Below are 20,975 nucleotides of genomic sequence, written 5' to 3'. Positions count from 1 at the left end.
TAATCGTAAATTTTTACATATATGGAAATTAATTAGTGATTTACAATCAGTCGAGTAGGGGAAGGAAGGAGATGAACGTAACTTTCGTTATGGAAGCGATTGCACTGTGAACGATAACCCCTTGTTTCAAATAGGTGTAGCTGACTCAAAGGAGGCTTTAGAATGTTCAGTAGGATGTTGAAGCAACAAGTACTTAAAAAGGCCGTAAGCTTAGTGCTTTCATTAGCTCTTGTTCTTACATTGATTAACATGAATCCAGTAGAGACGGTTCATGCAGCGCCGGAAGACAACTTGGGCATTTTGGACATACACGTGAATAAGCCAGCTAACGCAGTCGTTGATCTTACTGATGCAACAATCGGCATATCCTTGCCTTATGGAACCCTATATCAAATGCTGAATGTAACAACGAATGGTGCAAACGCAGTTCTGTACAGAAGTGACGATACAACGGTAATCCCTTTTGCTGCCAGCGGCATTAACAAAGGTGATGCGAAAATGGACCAATTTTCAACAAGTGGAACCACGACGTATTATTTGGTAGTAACGGATACCAATAACAGCAGCAATAGCAGAAAATACACTATAACAGTAACGGTAGATAAAGTGGTGCCTCCTATTGCAGGTACAATGGGGCCCAATGACAAATTTTCACCGCTCAATATTCAGGCAGGCGAATCCGCATGGGATGTAATGGGCGCCTCCAAGATCGGCAATGGCAGTGGTACGGGTTCCATCGAGGGCCCAACTAGCCCTTCTTCCTATAGTGGGAAACCATGGGCGGAGTCGGTATACGACCGTTCAGGGGACTACCCCGTGGCTTCGACTGTAAATGAATCATGGCTAGGAGACAATATGTATTTGCAGACGATCGGGCGAAATGATCTGAATGCGCTTACGAAATATGGTATAGCAGGCGTGCCAGGAACGTCTAAACTCACCTCTGACATTTTGCGCTTTCACGAGTTTAAACCTTTTGTTACGCCAGAAGGGGTAAGTCGGGACGACGGAGATCGCGGAGCGGTGGGCAGCGACCGGCAGAGATTGGAGATCAAGAGTAATACCAGCGCAGCCAACATCGATGCCAATAGCGTTGGCGGCGACATTATGACCCATCACTGGAGACTCATGCTCCCGTCGGAAACGTTAAGGTTTGGGCAGGATGTTGGTGAATATAAAGCTGGTGATTTTATTAATCCACATCGGTTCTGGCACATCTTTCAACTGAAAGAAATAGCTGGTAACGCAGCCGGCCAACCTGTAACTACGCTAACTCTGGTTTCCAGCGAAGGCAAAGGGCAGCTCGAATTTAGAAACAATCCGGATGGCAGCTATGCGGATCGGATTAAGCCATTATTCACGATACCTTTTGAGAAGGTAGCAGATCGCTGGCTTGATTTTGAAGTCACGATCTTAACGGCTGATAAAGGTTATGTATACGGTAAGCTTGTCGACTTGGAAACTGGCGAAGAGTTATTCAAAGGCGGAATGACAGCCGAAACCTCTAGACGGCCTGAAGTGACCAATCCGACAACTGGCAGACTTGAGAGAACGGATCTCCCCGTTGAAGCGGGTCAACAAAACCGTTCTAAATGGGGGCTTTACCGGGGGTTGTATAACAGCCCAGCAGATGCCGCCTATGCCGATGAATGGCAAGCAGCAACCATGTATTTGTCGGATATTCACTTAATTAAAAGGGATAAAGACAGCTATATTTTTCCTGACGGCTGGAACCCTAATGTTCAAGCGAAGGACGTTGTTGCATGGGCAAGGCCAACAGCCATTTCAGCTTCTCAAGGTACGGCTTTTGGTAGTTTAGCTTTACCTTCACAGCTTGATGTCACCCTGAGTACGGGGAAAACAGAGAAGGTGAACGTTACCTGGAGCTCAGCTGGCTATAACCCTGATCATACGGGCATGAATAAAATCGTTGGTGAATTTAATGGTTCCGGAATTACGAACTCATCGCATATTCAACCATTTATTGAAGTGAATCTTTCCAGTTATAAAAATTGGGCGGTAACTCCCGGGGCTGCGCTTAAGGTTGTGTCTAGCAGCAGCAACAGCAAAAACAACTTTATTGATGATAATGCCACAACGGCTTGGCAGGCGAACAGCTCCCTTACCAAAACAGAGGGTTACCAATATTGGGCGGCTGTACAGCTGGAAAAGAAAATAGATGTGAGTAACATTCAAATTGAGTGGACGAGTAATAGTAAGTTTTTGAAAAATTATCAGGTGTACTACGCGAATGATGCAGCAGCATTTAATGAACTCAAAGAGGGCAATGCCCTGTCGGCAACTTCGGAGGCAACGCGTAAACCGCTTGAGACGGCAAATGGAGCCTTATGGCAGCCAATCCCTGGCGTAGGAAAAACGACACAACTAGAAAATAACGAAAAAGCCAATCACACACTGGCCGAGCCGATTGGAGCGCAATATGTATTGCTTGTGTCCGATGTGCAATTAGATAGTAGTGCTGGCGGAATCAAAGCAAATGTATTCAATGTGTTCGGTGAACCTTCAGTAACGGAAATTCCAGTTATCCCTAGTGCGTCAGTTAACCTGCTAGATCCTTCTCGTTTTACACCGCAAGCTGGTGTCAATCTCAAAGTAAGCTCGGAAGCGAGTAATCATTTGGGGATAGATGCGTTACGATCAGGTGGAAGCGGTTATTGGCGTAATGAAAGCTCAGCTGTCTATAAAGGCGACTATTCGCCATCTTCACTAGCGTTAACGCTTGACTTAGGCGTTCCTAAAACAGTTGATAAAGTATACCTTGAAATACCTAACACCATCACGAATATTCAAAGTAATGCTACCAGGTTTGAGGTATATTACAGCAATGATCCTGCATCATGGTCAAGTGCACCTACGACCTCATCTTCTAATGGGGCACATGATTATGATTGGAAGGCAAACGGCTGGAAGCTCGCTGGCGGAACGGAGACCGAAGGTCTGTGGTCTTATGTGACGTATAACGGTCAACAATGGGGCTATGATACGAAGACGTTTTTGTATCCGTTCACAGCACGGTATGTCATGATCAACACGGTGCTGGTTGGCCCTAGCGATAAGCGTGCGAATGATACCAATTCTATGATGGGGTTATCCGGATTGACGATTTACGGCAAAGATGTCGTTACGAATGAAACTGCGTTAGTACCGGCTAAGGATACCTACAGTACATGGGATCAAGTTGCACCTGTCACGACAACGATGAACCTTGGCGGGCAAGTGTTAACGAGCATTACGAAGGGTGACAATACGCTTCTACTAAATACGGATTACTCCCTATCTGGTAATAAGGTTACCTTTACACCTTCTTATCTTGCCAAATTACCTCTAGGCACGCATGAAATGATGTTCCATTTTAACAGCAGTACCCCTTCGTTATTTACTTTGGATGTCATTGCTCGGGGGTACGGTGCAAATGCGAAGACGATCAAGATGAACGCTATTGAAGGCGTATCTCCTTACAATGTGCTAGGCGGGGCAATGGGGACCGACGAACCAGTTGAAGGCGTTACGAAAAGAATAAGAGATGCCTACCATGCCTTTTATGGTGACCAGCCTCGGGCGACTGCGGCAGATGATCATATCCAGAGTGTTTGGGACAGCACCTTGCAAAAAAACGTGTTCAAGATTTTTGAATACGGTAGAGGTTTGAATAATGAGTTCTTGGATAAAACTCGTGATGGCGAGTATGGTCACAAAGGTGTATTTGACCCAAGTGTCGGCTATATCGTTGATGGCGCAGCTACAACGGATCGGCAACGAGTTGAAATTCGCCCAAGCGAAGATTCAAATAAGGATTTTGTCGCGTACGAAGGGGATTTAGTTTCCTACGAATGGATGTGGAATATTCCAGATGGCATCCAATGGAATCAGCCAAACTTCAGGCATCTCTTCCAATTGAAGGCAACGAATCGTCAAGCGCCGGATACATTGCCAGGCGGCAACAACGGCGGCGAAAATGGCGCCTATATCATTGCGATGTCTATCTCTGGAACAACGAACAGGGACCTGGTTGTCAATCATAACCGTTATGACGGCGATAAGACGCTGATGAGAATTCCTATGAAGGACATTGATGGGCACTGGATCAAGGTAGAGATGAAAGCTCACATTTCTGACAGCGGCTGGCTCACCATTAAGATTACGGATCAAGTGACGGGCAAGGTATACAGCTTTGACAGTCCCGATGTTTATCAGGTGTTCGGTAATCAAGGTACAGGCGACGGAGTTAAAGATCTATGGCGGAGACCGGAACGAGCAGGCGGCTTTGAGACCGAGTATCCGGCTGCGTTTGATCAATATTTGCGTCCAAAATGGGGGATTTACCGCAGCTCCGCTAACGGCACCAACTCTGCATATGACGCTGAGCTCGGGCTGTCCGACATTACGATAAGTAAGTTGGCATCAGGGGTGTCATCTGTTAACCTAGCGCTTAATAAAAAGGCGTATAATGTTGGTCCGACAGTAGGTGCTAACCCGATTCAGCTGCAATCGGCTACCGCAAATGGTTACGGAAATGCCAACAAATTGACCAATGGTGTCCTCCAGGATCCGACCAAATGGACGGTAACAAACGTTACCTATTTAGATCAAATTGGCAATTATTCATGGCTGGGTACTGACGGAGCGCGCAAAGGCAGCTTTGTTATCGACCTTGGCCAGGCTATGGATTTTAGCCAAATTAGATTGTTTGCCAAATCCACGAGGTTAAAGGGCGCAACGGTGTCTGTGGCTGCTGATTATAGCGATCATTCATCGGCAGCTGAATTTAATCATATGACCTTTCAACAAGTGGATAAGCAGACAGCTTTAGGGTATACGTATGATACTGGCATTAGGGATGGCGGTACGGATTCAGCAGATAGCTCTCATCCAATAAACCTGGGGAAAACTTACCATGCCAGATATATTAAAGTAACCGTAGAGAACGCTTCTGGGGGAAATGCAGGTGCAGATCTTACTGGACCTCCACGCCTTACACAAGTACAAGTGTTCAATGCGCCTCTTCCTCCGCAGCATCTGACGATCGAAGCAAGCGGTGCAGGTAACCTGCTGAAGTGGAACGCTAATGTATTAAGTGAAGGTTACACAGTGTACAATGAGACAACGGTACTGGCTGATTTACCAGCAGGTGTCACAACCTATATGTTACCGAGTACCATAACTGATTTCTCCAAAGTGAATGTAAGATCCAAAGGAACCGATCCGTATTCACGCAAATTTATGATTTCGGCACCGACCTTACTTAACATGTCAACGGATATCGTAGGTATAGCACCAATTAGCATCACTACTACTGTAGGAGTAGCTCCTGTGCTACCGACAGTCGTTACAGCGGTTTACAGCGACAACACGACAGGCCAGCGGCCAGTGATTTGGGATACGGTTACAGCATCCCAATATGCTGCTGCAGGGAGCTTTAGCGTGCAAGGAACCGTAACGGGTGTAACTTATAAGGCTTTGGCCAATATTACAGTTACAGCCCGTACGACAGATCCAGGGCCAAGTACAGGGCCAGGTAGCGGAACAGGAACAGGTTCTAGTTCAGGAACAACGGGGATCATCGATCTGGCTAAAGATGCCAAAGTAACGAAAGAAACAACGCCGGATGGAAAGACGGTTACGAAAGTTACCCTAGATCCGGATAAGCTGGAGAAAGCATCAACAGCGCCAGTTGTTGTCATCGAAGTGAAAGACAGTGCCTCCATTGTTAATGTGGAACTGCCAGGTCAAGCGATCCTGAACGCAATCAAGAAGCAACCTGACGTGGTGATTCAAATTAAAGCGAATGGTGCGACGTACGAATTGCCAGCCCAATTGTTTAGCAACATGGCTAAGGATTCAACGGTTAGCGTTGTGATTTCGAAAGTTTCCGGAAAAGCCGGAGACGATGTCCTTGCAGCAGTGAACAAGTTGAACGCGAAGCAAATCGTTACGAATCCAATTGAATTTACGATCACGGTTAACGGAAAAGAAATGAATGATTTTGGCGGCGTTTATGTTAACCGTACGCTGAGCTTGGGGACATGGACAGGTGACCCCGAGAAGGTAACTGCGGTGTGGATCGATGAGAATGATCAAATCCATTTCATACCGGCTATCATTACGACCAAGAATGGGTCATCTGAAGTTACGATTCATTCGCCGCACAACAGTACGTACACGGTTATTCAATCCAATCAATCCTTTGCAGATTTAGCTGGACATTGGGCCAAAGCGGATGTTGAGCTGCTGGCGAATAAAAGGATTGTTGACGGAATGACGGAACACCAGTTTGCACCTGAGGCACAAGTTACGCGTGCTGAGTTTGCGGCGATGTTAGTTCGCTCACTTGGACTCGCTCAGAAGAAAGCAGATGCATTCCGTGATGTACAACCAAGCGACTGGTTCGCTGGAGCTGTTAGCACGGCGCATCAAGCGGGCTTGATCAACGGCTACGAGGATGGTACGTTTAGACCTAACGCCATCATCACTCGCGAACAAATGGTGGCGATGATGATGCGCGCGATGCAAGTAGGCGGCAAGGAAATCCAAGCCGGCAGCACTGTATTAGATCGTTTCACTGACCGCTCGCATATCGGTGAATGGTCGAAAACAGCCATTGCACAAGCACTGACTGCCGGGCTTATTCAAGGCGTGACCAACAATGCCTTCGCGCCGACAGAGCCAGCAACACGTGCACAAGCAGCCACCATACTGAAGCGCATGCTGCAATTCTTACAATTTATAAGCTGATTGATGCCCAGACCGCCATGCTGTTTGGCGGTCTTTTCTTCAATCGTATAAAATGACATAGCGTCTTAAATTTATACATTCAGTAATTCGAGCGTACTCGTTATGATAAACACAGATCGATGCAATCGCTTTCAGTTTAAGAAGGAAGAAGGGGTATCAATGAAAAAAACAATCAGTCTTAGTTTAGCAGTTTTGATGGCAGCTACTGCATTAACCGCATGTTCTTCAGATGGCAAAGTTGCAGGCACGGCTTCACCACAGCCATCAGGTAACGTAAAGGCAGCGCCGGTCAAGTTCTCGTTGCTTTTTCCAACGACAGTCAGTACGGGTTACCACACAAGAATCCCTGATTTAAATAAGGATAAGTGGGTTTTGAAGCTAGAGGAATTAACGAATACGGACTTGGATGTCCGGGTTGTTGAGGATGCCAAATTCGGAGTAATGTTCGCAAGCAACGATATTCCTGATGTTGTTGGCAGCATCGGCGGTCCAGGCAGTAAGTCGATGTCTGGTTCGGTTGAAAACGGCGTGTTTATGCCGCTAGACGATCTACTGAAGCAGTATGGACCTAATTTGCTGAAAAATGTACCGAAAGCAGCTTGGGAAAGTGTTTCATACAATGGCAAGATTTACGGCATTCCTGAATATTTGAGCAATCCTTCCCGCCGTGCCACTTACATTCGGACAGATTTGCTAGAGAAAACGGGGCTGCAAGCTCCTAAAACAGTAGAGGAATTTCTGAATGTTCTGCGGGCGTTCAAAAAACTGGGCGTCGAGAGTCCTTATCAAATGCGGGAAAACTTCAAGTATGCAGACGTCCTACTAGGCGCTTATGATGTTTTGCCATATAAGGACCAATTTGAGCTAGTTGATGGTCAAGTGGTTCCGAAATTTTTTGATTCAGAAAATGTACAGAAAGCACTTACGGCTTATAAAACGATGTATGAGGAAGGCTTGATTCCGAAGGAATTCGCTACTATCTCCGCTACGGATTACAACAAAAGCCTGGATTCGGGTAAAGCTGGGATCTGGTCGCAGAACGCTTCCGGTTTACCAGGTTCCAAAACAAAGCTAAGAGCGCTTAACCCAGACTTCAAAGCGGACATCATTGCTTCACCGAAGGGGCCTGAAGGCAAAGGCGGTTACTTCCTCTATTCACCTGTCGTAAGAACGTTCTATATTAATAAAAATGTGAAGCCAGACACGGCTGCCGGCATTATCAAAATGTTTGAGTGGATGATGACTTCCAAGGATGCAGAAACCTTCTTCACATTTGGGATTGAAGGCGATACTTATACGAAGGATAGTGCCGGAGCGATTAACTATAAATTCCCGGTAACGAAGGAAGAAATTGATGAAGAAGGGTTCCGCAGCGGAACGCTTTGGGCGGTACATGACTCTACCTACAATAAACCAAGAATGCAGCTAAACGATGATGGAAAAACGACGTTGAAAGCATTCGACGAAGTTCTTTCGAAGGAAGGCTTGCCTGGCATCGGATTCTATCCGGATTTGAGCAGCTTCGCTAAATTCCCGGATCTTGCAGCTCCGCAACCAGACGTAGGTCCGAAAATCATCGTTGACCACATGATCAAAATGATTTATGGCAAAGAGCCGATCTCCGATTGGCCGAAAGTTATCGAAGAGTATAAAGCCAAAGGCGGCACCGAAATTATTAAAGAAGCGACAGATCGTTGGAACAAGAAGCAAGGCGCGATTATGATTGATACGAAATAAGGCCTACAGAGACATCCCTTACGCAGCGTATGCTGCGTAGGGATGTTTTTATTTGCTGAAATCGTAAAAAAACACAGGTTAGCTTAAGTTACTCCGTTCTTCTTAGTTGATTAATTTCCTATAATGAAGGCAACGTAAATGCCATTGAAATTAATAAGGAGGTATTTCTATATATGAAAGCAATACTGGTTGGTTTAGGTTCAGCGGGGTTTAGCTGGTATAAACGTCTGAGAGATCAAGGATTATTGGCAGCTGTTGTTGAAGTGGATATAGCAATGAAAGAGAAGATGCAGGAGGATCCGTTTCCTTTTTACACGTCATTAGAAGAGGCATTGCAGAACGAGCAAGTTGATTTTCTAGTCAATGTAACTTCACCGATGATGCACACGGCTGTGAACCATGCGGCATTTGATCGTAAGCTGGCTGTTCTGTGCGAAAAACCGATTTCGTTTGATTATAAGGAATCGATTGAGATTGTAGCTCGAGCTGCTCGGGAAAAGATCCCTTTTATGATCGCAGAAAATTACCGCAGAATGCCTTATGTACGTAAAATGAAACAGCTTTTGGACGAAGGTGTGATCGGCAGTATTTCATCAATGGATATTCAGTTCTACAGATACCACCATGTTCAGCGGAGATATACCGTTAGTATTTTGGACGACATTGGGGTTCATCATTTAGACATGATCCGCTATTTCACTGGTAAAGAAGGGAAGTCGGTTCAATCGAAGCTGTACAATCCGATTGGCGCTTGGAAAGAGGAAGGAGCGGTGATCAATGCTTATGCCTTCTTCGAAATGGAAGGTGGCATCACAGCAACCTATAACGCATCCATCTCGGCTAGAGGGACGGAGACACCATGGAGCGGCAATTGGCGAATCGAAGGAAGCGAAGGGGCTATGGAAGTTATTAATAAAGAAATTCGCCTCATTCGGGACGGTAAAGTCACGGTCGTTGATGATATAAGTGGTGTAGATGTAACAGATACGCTGGCTGAATTTCTGGCATCATTCCGTGAGGGACGTGAAGCGGAGACGAGCGGTAGGGATTATTTGAAAACCCAAGCATTGGTTCATTACACGAAATTGGCAAATGAAGCCGCAAAAACGATGTCCATTGAGGTTCCAAATCTATAGATGAATGGGGAGTTTAAGATGAATTCAATAGATTGGCAACAATCGGCGCCTGGTGTTTGGCGCCTTACGATAGGAGAACCGCAGGGCGTGACGCCGCTCTCTTTGATGGGAGTCTTACCTAAAACAGAAGCGCTACAGCAGCTTCCGCAGGTGAATCCACCCTTTTCAAGGGAAAGCATCGAAATTGAGGATCTAGGTGACTATCTAATTCTATCTATACCGCTTAATCGTGCGGAAAAGCTCTATGGGACAGGCCTTCAGTTATTAAGAATGAATCAACGCGGAAGAAACCGTTATTTGCGGGTGAACAGCGATCCCAAGCAGGATACAGGGGAGACGCATGCGCCAGTGCCTTTCTACATCAGTGATCTCGGGTATGGCGTGTTGGTGGATACTTCGCGCATCGTTACGATGTATTGCGGATCAACGATGCGACAAGAAGAAACGCTGAGCGAGGATATCCGTGATCGAAACACTGATAAAGGATGGAAAGCGACATTAGTCGCATCACGCGTAGAGATTAAAATACCTCGTGAAGGTGCAGACGTCTATTTATTTGGCGGACCAACGCTTTCAGACGTGGTAGCTAGATATAATTTATTTTGCGGTGGAGGTACATTGCCTCCGAAGTGGGGACTTGGCTTCTGGCACCGTGTGCCGACGCTATATACGGACCAGCAAGTGCTCGAAGAAGCAGAGCAGTTCCGTCAGCACGATATGCCTTGTGATGTAATCGGGCTCGAGCCTGGTTGGCATAGCCATAGCTACCCGGTCAGCTATGAATGGGAAAAGAGTCGCTTCCCTGAACCTGAACAATTCGTGAAAGCGCTGGATCAAAAAGGCTTTCGTGTGAACCTGTGGGAGCATCCTTTTGTATCGCCGAAGAGCGAGTTGTATGAAGCATTGAAACCACTATCGGGGAGTCATTCCGTATGGGGAGGCCTTGCACCTGATTATGCGCTGCCTGAAGCTGTAGAGCTTTATAAAAAGCAGCATGAAGAGCAGCATCTCAATATCGGGGTATCCGGTTATAAGCTGGACGAGTGTGATGGCAGTGATTTGACCAACAACTCCTGGATGTTCCCAGGTCATGCGCAATTTCCATCCGGCCTGGACGGCGAGCAGATGCGACAAATGTATGGGTTAATGTTCCAAAAGATGACGACAGAGCTATTCCGCAGCAAAAATCGGCGAACGTATGGGCTTGTCAGGGCTTCGAATACCGCGGCCTCCTCCATGCCTTACGTCTTGTATTCGGATCTGTATGATCACAAGCAATTCATTCGTGGCGTATGTAACGCCTCTTTCAGCGGGTTGCTATGGACGCCGGAAGTACGAAAAGCTAGAAATGCCGAAGACTGGGTCAGACGGATGCAGACGGTCATTTTCTCGCCACTCGCCATGCTCAATGCTTGGGGAGATGGAACGAAACCATGGTCTTTCCCAGAAGTTGAGGACACGGTTCGTCACTATATCAAGCTGCGGATGAGATTGCTGCCTTATTTGTATACGGCATTCGCAGCATACAGAGAGAAGGGGATTCCTCCTTTCCGAGCCATGCCATTCGTGATGTCCCCAGCTGAAATTGCTGCAGCCGAGGCCCTTGAAGCTCAAGCTGCTGAGCAAACCCTGAACACGACAGACGGTGCATATGGCAAGAAGAAAGTGAGAGAATGGGATGACCAATACATGGTTGGCGATGCCTTGTTAGTAGCTCCTCTTGTCGAAGGAGAGGCCCAGCGTGAAGTCCTGCTTCCCGCGGGAATTTGGTACGGATTAGAGACCGGGGAACGATACGAAGGTGGAAGTATCATTCGGATTCAATGCGGATTGGAGAGAATTCCAGTTTTTGTTAAAAATGGATCTATCATTCCGATGATGCCTGCGCTGTCACATGTCCCACCTAGGGGTACACAAGTCCCGCTGGAGCTGGTTCATTTCGGTGATATACCAGGTGTAGGGAATTTGTATGACGACGACGGGGAATCGTTCGACTATGAGGCAGGTAGTTGCGGTTCGTGGAAAGCAACCGTCACCCAAGATGCAGGTGGTTCTTACGCTGGGCAGCTTACTGGGCCGACAGAGAAGCCGCAAGCCTACAGCGCTGTCACGTGGCGCTTCGCACAAACGCGTTTGTAGCGCCATCCGTTTGAAGAACTGTTCACGGTAAGTTATCATAATTGGATATTGCTTCTGAGACATGGCAAGGAGGTCTGTTCATGCATGTATTAATTGTAGACGATGAGCCTGTCATACGTAGAGGAATCGTTAAGATGGCGGAAATGTACCAACCTGCTTTCACAAGAATTCAAACAGCCGAGAATGGTTTAGATGCGTTGGAACAAATTCGTGCCTGCGAGCCTGATCTTGTGCTGGTAGACGTACGGATGCCGAAAATGGACGGATTAGAGCTCTGCAGAATCATTCATGAGGAATTCCCGCAAATCAAAACGGTTGTGATATCCGGATACAGTGATTTTGAATATGCGCAAAAAAGTGTGAATTATGGTGTACGTCATTATATGTTGAAGCCCGTCACGACAGCGGATGTTCATGACATGCTGAATCAATTAATCAAGGAGCCTTCCCGCGGCTACATCCCGCCTTCCCGCTATATTGAGTGGATTGATCAGATGGAGCAGCAAATATGGGCCCTGCAAATGGAAGAGCTAGGCAGCTTAATCGACCGTTGGCGTGACTATTGTCTCTCCTTGCATCTTTCGTTAGCTGGACTTAAAGAACTATTGGATGATTGCCAAGCTCTGTTAGTCAAGCGCTTCCAAGCACGAAACTACTCACCTTCGATCACGCATGCCTACATGCAGGCAGATAGTGGGAAAGAAGCATTAGACATGTTTAATAAAGGTTTAATTCAAATGGCCAAGGGATTGCAAGCGGTTCGAAGCGGGAGCTTTAAAGATCCGATGGAAGAGGCCAAAAGTTATATTGACAGCCGATTATCGGAAGACATTTCGTTGGATCAGGTTGCTGCCATGGTCGGATTGACACCGACGTATTTCAGCTCGCTTTTCAAAAAAGTAACACAAGAGACCTTCGTTCAATATCGCATTAACAAAAGAATGATGAAGGCAAAAGAAATGTTGGCCATCCCTTCGGTCCGAATCGTGGATGTAGCCTCAGATGTGGGGTACGATGATTACCCGCATTTTACGAAAACCTTCAAAAAAATTGTAGGCGTTTCTCCTTCTGAATATCGTGCTGGGCTGGGGATCAAATGAAAATTAGAGGGCTAACGAAGAAGATATTCGTGTATTTCTTGATTGTTATTATTCTTTCTCTTAGCAGTGTAGGCTTCTTCTCCTACATGACTTCATCTGGTGAATTAGCGGAAATGGTGGAGAATCAGATGAACCAAATCGTCGGAAATGCGGTTCATCATACGGATCTGTACTTGAAAGATTATGAACGCTCCATCGTTTCTCTTTTGACCAACAGACAGGTCATGGAGTTTATTGATTTGAAGGCAGATCGAGAGGAATATGACTATTATATTGCTCGAAAAACGATTCTCGAAATGAGTGTTGATCCGCTATTTATTCGTAATCCTAAGTTGGCTTCCGTCTATTTGATCAGCGATAAACTGAATGCGGTTTATTACTATAACGGTGTGAGTGAGCAATCTTTCAATGCAGAGGATAAACGGAAGCAGCGGGAATATTTTCTCGCCAATACAGCGGCTAATGGAAAATTAAGTATTTTGAACCATACGATTATTGAAGGTCAAGAAAATCAAATGCTTACGCTAGTTCGTCGTTTTCGCGGTTTCACCTCGCCTGAATTGAGCGGCATACTCGCTATTGAGATGCGGTCTGCCGATCTGTCCGCCTTATGGAAAGGGATTGATCTGGGTAAATACGGCTATTTGTTTATTATCGATAACAAAGGTCGATATGTGTATCACCCGGATAGTAAAAAAGTCGGATCCGATGTGCCGCAAGAGTTCGTAGAGAAGCTAGAACATGCGGGAAAATCCTCTTTCGTTGATACGAGTGAAGGTGATGAGCGCATGTATGTGAGCCGCAAGTCTGATTATTCGGATTGGCAGCTGGTCGTATCCATGCCGCTCCATGAATTGCGTAAACCTTTGATCAATATTCGCTCGACCACGCTAATTGTCGGTTTATTTACGTTGGTGCTGGCAATTTTGCTTGCGTACCGATTCGGTAAATCGATCGCGAGGCCGATTCAAGTGCTTAAAAGCGGAATGCGAGAGACGGAGAAGGGGAATTGGGCGACGATTCCGTTACCCCCTCACAAGGATGAGATCGTTGAGCTCATGGTTCGCTACAATCTGATGGTTAAGCGGTTATCCGAAGCCGTTGACCGTGTGGTGCAGGTTGAAATCAGCAATTCGGAGATTCGCATGGAGCGTCAGCGAGCGGAGTTTCAATCGCTGCAGCTGCAGATTAATCCTCATTTTATGTACAACACACTGGAGACGATTGTTTGCTATGCCACGATTCAAGAATCAGAGGAAATATCTGAAATTGTAAAAGCATTGGCTTACATGCTGCGATACTCGGTTCAAACCAATCTCGAGGAAATTACTGTTGCTAACGAATTGAAGCATGTTTTGTATTATATTGTTGTGCTGAAGCACAGAATTGGCCGCGAATTTGAGATTGATGTGGCGATAAAGCCTGAATATCTGCTTCATGTTATGGTTCGTTTGACCCTCCAGCCTTTAGTCGAAAATGTGTTCCAGCATGCCTTCCCTGATGGGTTGGAAGATTATCACTTCGTCCGTATTGATGGCGGCATCGAGGACGGGATTTTCTGGATCAGTGTTGAGGATAATGGCTCAGGGATGACGGAGGACAAATTGACGCAGCTGCAAGCGAAATTGAGTGCAAACCGGTTGGCAGATGCAGAAATAGATGCAGGTGGTAAAAAGGGCGGTATCGGTGTGCTGAACGTCCATCGCCGCATTCAAATGGTATATGGAGAAAGCTACGGACTGAGGATTGAAAGTGTGGCTGAGCAGGGAACGAAAATGATTATGGTGATGCCAGCATCGCCTAAACAGGGGGATAACCCCATTGTTGGATAGGAGGCGTATTCTTGAACAACCGTGAAAAATTGTGGTATCTGCAGCCTGCGAAGCTGTGGGTGGAGGCGCTTCCGATCGGTAACGGTCGGTTGGGCGGTATGATCTTCGGTCATGTACAGGAGGAACGTATTCAGCTCAATGAAGACTCCATCTGGTATGGAGGTCCTAAGAATGGACTGAACCCCGATGGATCCCGTTATTTGAAACAAATTCGGGAGCTGCTATTTGCAGGGAACATAGAGAAGGCCACGCGATTAACGCGAATGGCCCTTTTCTCCACGCCCAAATATTACAATCCCTATCAACCTTTGGGGGATTTAAAGCTTTATTTTCATGGTCAAAAGGGTGAAGTTGAAGCGTATCGGCGAGAATTGGATGTCAACAACGCCATAGCTCGGACGAGCTACAGGATTGGCGGAGTCACCTATCGTCGTACGATGTATGCCAGCTATCCGGATCAAGTGATCATCATGCGACTGGAATGCGATGAGCCTGGGCAATTGAACTTCTCGGCGAACCTGAACCGTAGACCCTACGAGGGGGAAACGGGCAGGTTATCGGCCGACAGCATCTGGATGAGCGGCGAATGCGGGAAGCACGGTGTCGAATATGCTTGTGTGTTGAAGGCGAAAGCCGAGGATGGATCTGTCTCTGTCATTGGCGACTTCTTGTCTGTGGAAGGAGCTAGTTCCGTGACGTTGATGCTTGCCGCAGCCAGTACCTTTCGAGAGACGGACCCTTTAGCTGCGTGCCAGCAGCAGATCGCAGCTGCGGGGCAGTTTACTGCGGAAGAACTGGAGCGCCGGCATATCGACGATTATCAAGCGTTGTATAACCGCGTGAGCCTGCAATTGATGGAACAAGATCCGTTAGATGACTTGGCAACCGACGAGCGACTGAAGCTTCTGCAACAATCACCTTCGAATGTGGATGTCGGTTTAACAGAGCTTTATTTTCACTACGGCAGGTATTTGCTTATCGCCAGCTCTCGCCCTGGTTGTTTGCCAGCCAATCTTCAGGGCATCTGGAATGATAGCTTTACACCGCCATGGGAGTCCAAATATACGATTAATATCAATTCGCAAATGAATTATTGGCCAGCGGAAGTATGCGGGTTATCCGAGTGTCATGAACCTTTATTCGATCATATTGAACGTATGCAAGTGAGCGGAAGACAAACAGCAAGGGAGCTGTATGGCTGTTCGGGCTTTGTCGCTCATCATAATACGAACCTATGGGGAGAAACGCGTCCTGAGGGTTTGTTTCCGACTTGTGTTATTTGGCCAATGGGAGCTGCATGGCTAAGTTTACATCTATGGGAGCAATTCCTATTTACGGCAGATACACAATTTTTACGGGATAGAGCCTATCCCATCTTGAAGGAAGCCGCGACTTTCTTCGTTGATTATTTGGTGGAAGCGCCCAATGGGCAGCTTGTGACCGGACCCTCTGTCTCACCAGAAAACCTATATGTATTGGCGGATGGGAGCAGAGGAGCATTGACCATGGGACCGGCGATGGATTCGCAGATCATCCATGCGCTGTTCACAGCATGTATCCAGAGCAGCAATCAGCTGCAGGTGGATGGTGAGCTGCGAGATCAGCTCTCAGCAATGCTAGAACGGCTGCCAAAGCCGCAGATCGGCAAACACGGTCAGATCATGGAATGGTTGGAGGACTATGCGGAGGAGGATCCCGGTCATCGTCATATTTCACAGTTGTTTGCCCTGCACCCGGGAACGCAAATAAGCCCGCACCGCACTCCTGAATTGGCTGCTGCCGCTGCCGCGACCCTTCAGCGCAGATTGGCAAACGGAGGCGGCCATACGGGCTGGAGCAGCGCGTGGATCGTCAATATGTACGCGAGACTTGAGGATGGCGAGCAGTCGCATGCGCATCTGAGTCATATGCTGCGAAAGTCAACGTATCCCAACCTCTTTGATGCGCATCCTCCTTTTCAAATTGACGGCAATTTTGGAGCCACCGCTGGTATCGTAGAGATGCTGCTGCAGTCACATGCAGGAGAGTTAAGTTTGCTCCCTTCTCTGCCGTCTGCGTGGCAACAGGGGGCTGTGAGGGGCCTGAGAGGACGTGGTGGATATGTCATTGATCTTAAGTGGTCCGAGGGTAAGTTATCGGAAGCAGTTATCCATGCAGCCAAGTCTGGCATATGCAGAGTCCGTACATGCGAAGCTGTTCTGGTGCGCAGTGCTGGCGAAGACATGCTAGTGAACAGGGATCAATCGGTAATCGAATTCCGAGTTGACGCGGGCTGTAAGTATGACATTTTCAGAAAATAGACAACATTAACTTGGAATCCTAGTCATTTCCATTTTCAAAAATCGATAAGAGAGAAATCCATTACAATTTAAAATTTCGGGCAAGTTATCCTCCTTGGGTGCATAGGATTGTAGTACACAATTCACCATCACGAGCTGACCTAAAACCAAAAAAGGCAGCAGTGAAAGGAGGTACCCATGGACATATTCAAAAGAATTTCAGAGCATCGTACGGAGAAGGATTCATTGAGCTGGACCGGTACGTTCGCGGAGTACATAGAATTGCTTCGCAGTAATCCTGGACTCGCGAGAACTGCGCATTCAAGGGTCTATGATATGATTGCTTCCCAGGGGATCAACGATCAGAGTGGCCACAAATCCTACAAGTTTTTCAACCAAGAGATATTTGGCCTGGATCGTGCCGTTGAGAAGCTGGTGGAAGAATATTTCCATTCCGCTGCCCGGCGATTGGATGTTCGTAAACGTATTTTGCTGCTAATGGGTCCTGTAAGCGGTGGGAAATCCACAATTGTGACCATGCTGAAACGAGGGTTAGAACAATTCGCCAAAACAGATTTAGGGGCAGTCTACGCGATCAAAGGGTGTCCAATGCACGAAGAGCCGCTTCATTTGATTCCGATGGAGCTGCGACCAGAGATCGAACGCGAGCTGAATGTTAAAATTGAAGGCAGCCTATGTCCTTCATGCCAAATGCGTCTAAAAACGGAGTACAACGGTTGCATTGAAGATGTGCATGTCGAGCGTGTTTTTGTCTCGGAAGAAGGCCGTGTAGGGATTGGTACCTTCAGTCCGTCGGATCCTAAATCGCAGGATATCGCGGATTTAACGGGAAGCATTGATTTCTCGACGATTACGGAGTTTGGTTCAGAGTCAGACCCGCGTGCGTATCGTTTTGATGGGGAGCTCAACAAAGCAAACAGGGGCATCATGGAGTTCCAGGAAATGCTGAAATGTGATGAGAAATTCCTGTGGAATCTGCTCTCACTTACGCAAGAGGGTAATTTTAAAGCCGGTCGCTTCGCGTTGATTAGTGCGGATGAGTTGATCATTGCCCATACCAATGAAACCGAGTATAAGTCCTTTATCTCCAATAAGAAAAATGAAGCCTTGCAGTCTCGTATGATTGTCATGCCGATTCCTTACAATTTGCGCGTATCCGATGAAGAGAAAATTTACTACAAGCTTATCGGACAGAGTGATATGTCACACATCCATATTGCGCCGCATGCGCTTCGTGTAGCTGCGATCTTCTCGATTCTCACACGTTTAAAAGAAACGAAGAAACAAGGTATGGATTTGATCAAGAAAATGCGGATGTACGACGGCGAAGTAGTTGAAGGCTACAAAGAAGCCGATCTGAAAGAAATGCAAAATGAGTACCAGGAAGAAGGCATGAGCGGTATTGATCCGCGGTATGTCATTAACCGAATTTCCAGTGCTCTCATTCGTCAGGATCTCCAATGTATTAATGCTTTAGATGTGCTGCGTGCGCTGAAAGACGGTCTGGATCAGCATCCATCCATAACCAAAGATGAGCGTGAGCGCTTCCTGAATTTCATCTCTGTTGCTCGTAAGGAATATGACGATATTGCCAAGAAAGAAGTGCAGAAAGCGTTTGTCTACTCCTTCGAGGAGTCGGCTAGAACGATTTTCGATAATTACTTGGATAATATTGAGGCTTACTGCAACTGGGGGAAAATCAAGGATCCGTTAACCGGCGAGGAGATGGATCCAGATGAGCGCCTCATGCGCTCCATTGAAGAGCAAATTGGTATTTCGGAAAATGCGAAAAAAGCATTCCGCGAAGAAATATTAATCCGTATCTCTTCCTACTCACGCAAAGGCAGAAGATTTGAGTACAGCAGCCATGAGCGCCTGCGTGAAGCGATTGAGAAGAAGCTGTTCGCTGATCTGAAGGACATCGTGAAAATTACAACGTCAACGAAAACACCGGATGAAAAGCAGCTGAAGAAAATTAACGATGTGACGAAGCAGTTGATTGATGAGCACGGCTACTGCCCAGTTTGTGCCAATGAATTGCTGCGGTATGTTGGAAGCTTATTGAACAGATAGGCAAATGCGATTGAGACTAAAGACCTGAGCGGATGACGATCCCTCAGGTCTTTTTTACCGTGAATTGATGCTGATTACTGCCTAACACGGAATCTATGAATCTCTCATATACTACTTTAGCTTCATATAAAGGGAGGTGTAGAAGATCATGGCAGGGAACTCAATGAAAATGACTGGTGCTTATATTTTAATGGTAGTAAGTTTTCTAGCTATCATCTTGACTTGGGAGTTGAAGCTGCTATCACCTTTGGGGGGAATATTCATTGTAGGTGTAAGCTTCATTGGGGCCGTATTAATGTGGCAGGATGCAGTCGAGCCACTGCAAGGAGTTGGCACGGATCATGTCAACCGAGCCAAAGCCGATCGCTGATCAGCATGAGGATAAGGACAACACCCCCCAGAAGTCGAAGTCTGAATCCGGGAAGTGGAGTGATTTATTTGGATTCGGTAGAATGATGGACAAACTTCCACTGTACAAACTCTCAGCAAGAATGGCTTATTGTATGTTTTTTGATTTGCTTTTATTGTTTTTTATTCTCATTCTTCGTGCCACCGATACCAAAATGAATGAGTTTCCGAATGCCTGGGATTTTAGGTTCATTGTGCTTACGACGATCATAGTTTTCTTCGTCGGCTTGTGTGATTTGATGAAAGTAAAGAAATAATCGGGATAAATGAACATGAAGTGCCTCTTTAGTAAAAAAAATGTAAAGAGGCTTACTTTTTTTGGACACATTTATGTTAGATTGTAAACTTGAATTTACAGAAAATTCAATTAATAACCCGGGGCGATCAATGTCGAAACGAAAATTTTTTATGTAGTATTTTGTCGAACCAAATGGTAAAATGGGATATTTTAACCTATTCTGGTATATCGTAATGGATTACACCTAAATTGCACAAAAAATTCTGAACTATTACAAGGGTTAATATTTGATAAAAATTACATTAAATACGCCAATGTAGTGCTTGTGCACTAGTTCTAAAGGTAGGCAATACGTAGTATATATGTTACACTCTGAATAACAGTTTAATGAAAATAGTGCTAAAAATACATAGTAAATATTGAAAAATGAAGTGTTAGTCCTATTGATTGGGGTTTCCAATGATTGATATTCATAGTCATATACTACCAGATTTAGATGATGGGGCATCTGATCTGGAACAAGCCGTTCACATGGCAAGGGCAGCCGTGGAACAAGGAATTCATACCGTTATTGCTACCCCTCATCACCAAAATGGTAGATTTACGAATGAAGCAGACTTTGTTGAAGATCAAGTAAGATCATTTCAGGAAGAGCTGCTGAGCAGAAATATTCCTCTTCGTATTCATGCAGGTCAAGAGATTCGCGTATATCGGGGATTAATGGATGATGTTGAAGCGGGACGCACTACCACGCTAGATGGATCTAAGTATATGCTGTTGGAATTCCCTTCTGATCGTATTTCTACAGGTATTCATGATGTCCTACACGAGCTGCAGTTAATGGAAATTGTGCCGATCATTGCACATCCTGAACGCAATCGGGAGATTGTAGAAGATCCGACGAAACTTCTCGAATTGGTTCAGCTCGGCGCATTGGCACAAGTAACGGCGCATTCCTTACTTGGCCATTTTGGCAAATCCATACAAGCACTTTCGTTTGCTCTATGCAGAAACAACTTAGCTCATTTTATTTCTTCAGATGCGCACAACATCACCAATCGTGGGTTCGCACTGGCTGAAGGATACGATGCTTTGCGTGCTGAGCTGGGTCAACCAATTGTGAGCACTTTTCAAAACAATGCCAACAGAATTATACATAATTTAACTATTGAGACACAAGCACCTGTGTGGCCGAAATCCAAATGGTTTCAGTTTTGGAAATTTAATTAAATGCATCATTACTAATTTGAAGAGGTGAG

At 46.1% G+C, this 20,975-nt stretch carries 11 protein-coding genes; all 11 read left to right on the top strand.

Translation table 11 applies throughout. From position 1 onward, the window contains the following. Positions 1-162: 162 nt before the first annotated feature. Complete coding sequence (locus AC58UX_RS09485; RefSeq protein ID WP_497251770.1) at positions 163-6,753, top strand: S-layer homology domain-containing protein; 6,591 nt, start codon at positions 163-165, stop codon at positions 6,751-6,753. Positions 6,754-6,912: 159 nt separating this feature from the next. Continuing rightward, positions 6,913-8,490 (top strand): extracellular solute-binding protein, encoded by a 1,578-nt coding sequence (locus AC58UX_RS09480; protein ID WP_497251768.1) that lies wholly within the window; start codon positions 6,913-6,915, stop codon positions 8,488-8,490. Between the two features lie 173 nt (positions 8,491-8,663). Beyond that, complete coding sequence (locus tag AC58UX_RS09475; protein WP_497251766.1) at positions 8,664-9,626, top strand: Gfo/Idh/MocA family protein; 963 nt, start codon at positions 8,664-8,666, stop codon at positions 9,624-9,626. 18 nt (positions 9,627-9,644) lie between these two features. Next, a complete protein-coding gene (locus AC58UX_RS09470; protein ID WP_497251764.1) occupies positions 9,645-11,765 on the top strand; it encodes a glycoside hydrolase family 31 protein in 2,121 nt (706 codons plus the stop codon). Between the two features lie 80 nt (positions 11,766-11,845). Further along, the gene (locus AC58UX_RS09465; protein WP_497251762.1) at positions 11,846-12,865 is read left to right on the top strand and encodes a response regulator transcription factor; all 1,020 of its coding nucleotides are present in this window, start codon (positions 11,846-11,848) and stop codon (positions 12,863-12,865) included. After that, positions 12,862-14,697 carry a cache domain-containing sensor histidine kinase gene (locus AC58UX_RS09460; RefSeq protein ID WP_497251760.1) on the top strand — a complete coding sequence of 612 codons (1,836 nt, stop codon included), beginning with the start codon at positions 12,862-12,864 and terminating at the stop codon, positions 14,695-14,697. The genes AC58UX_RS09465 and AC58UX_RS09460 overlap by 4 nt, the downstream gene beginning before the upstream one ends. An 11-nt stretch (positions 14,698-14,708) precedes the next feature. Beyond that, positions 14,709-16,997, top strand: a complete 2,289-nt coding sequence (locus AC58UX_RS09455) for a glycoside hydrolase family 95 protein (RefSeq protein WP_497251758.1) — start codon at positions 14,709-14,711, stop codon at positions 16,995-16,997. A gap of 177 nt (positions 16,998-17,174) precedes the next feature. Beyond that, a complete protein-coding gene (locus tag AC58UX_RS09450) occupies positions 17,175-19,070 on the top strand; it encodes a PrkA family serine protein kinase (RefSeq protein ID WP_497251756.1) in 1,896 nt (631 codons plus the stop codon). Between the two features lie 148 nt (positions 19,071-19,218). Beyond that, the gene (locus AC58UX_RS09445; RefSeq protein WP_497251754.1) at positions 19,219-19,440 is read left to right on the top strand and encodes a hypothetical protein; all 222 of its coding nucleotides are present in this window, start codon (positions 19,219-19,221) and stop codon (positions 19,438-19,440) included. Further along, positions 19,412-19,735: a hypothetical protein gene (locus AC58UX_RS09440; RefSeq protein WP_497251752.1), complete on the top strand. Its 324-nt coding sequence runs from the start codon at positions 19,412-19,414 to the stop codon at positions 19,733-19,735. Before AC58UX_RS09445 ends, AC58UX_RS09440 begins: the two co-directional genes overlap by 29 nt. Before the next feature lie 440 nt (positions 19,736-20,175). Beyond that, positions 20,176-20,946, top strand: coding sequence for a tyrosine-protein phosphatase (locus AC58UX_RS09435; protein WP_497251750.1), 771 nt, complete (start codon positions 20,176-20,178; stop codon positions 20,944-20,946). Positions 20,947-20,975: the final 29 nt, after the last annotated feature.

The sequence above is a fragment of the Paenibacillus sp. J22P90 genome, from assembly GCF_059692195.1.
The sequence above is the reverse complement of the archived record's forward strand: the minus strand, read 5'-3'. Positions and strand labels throughout refer to the sequence as shown.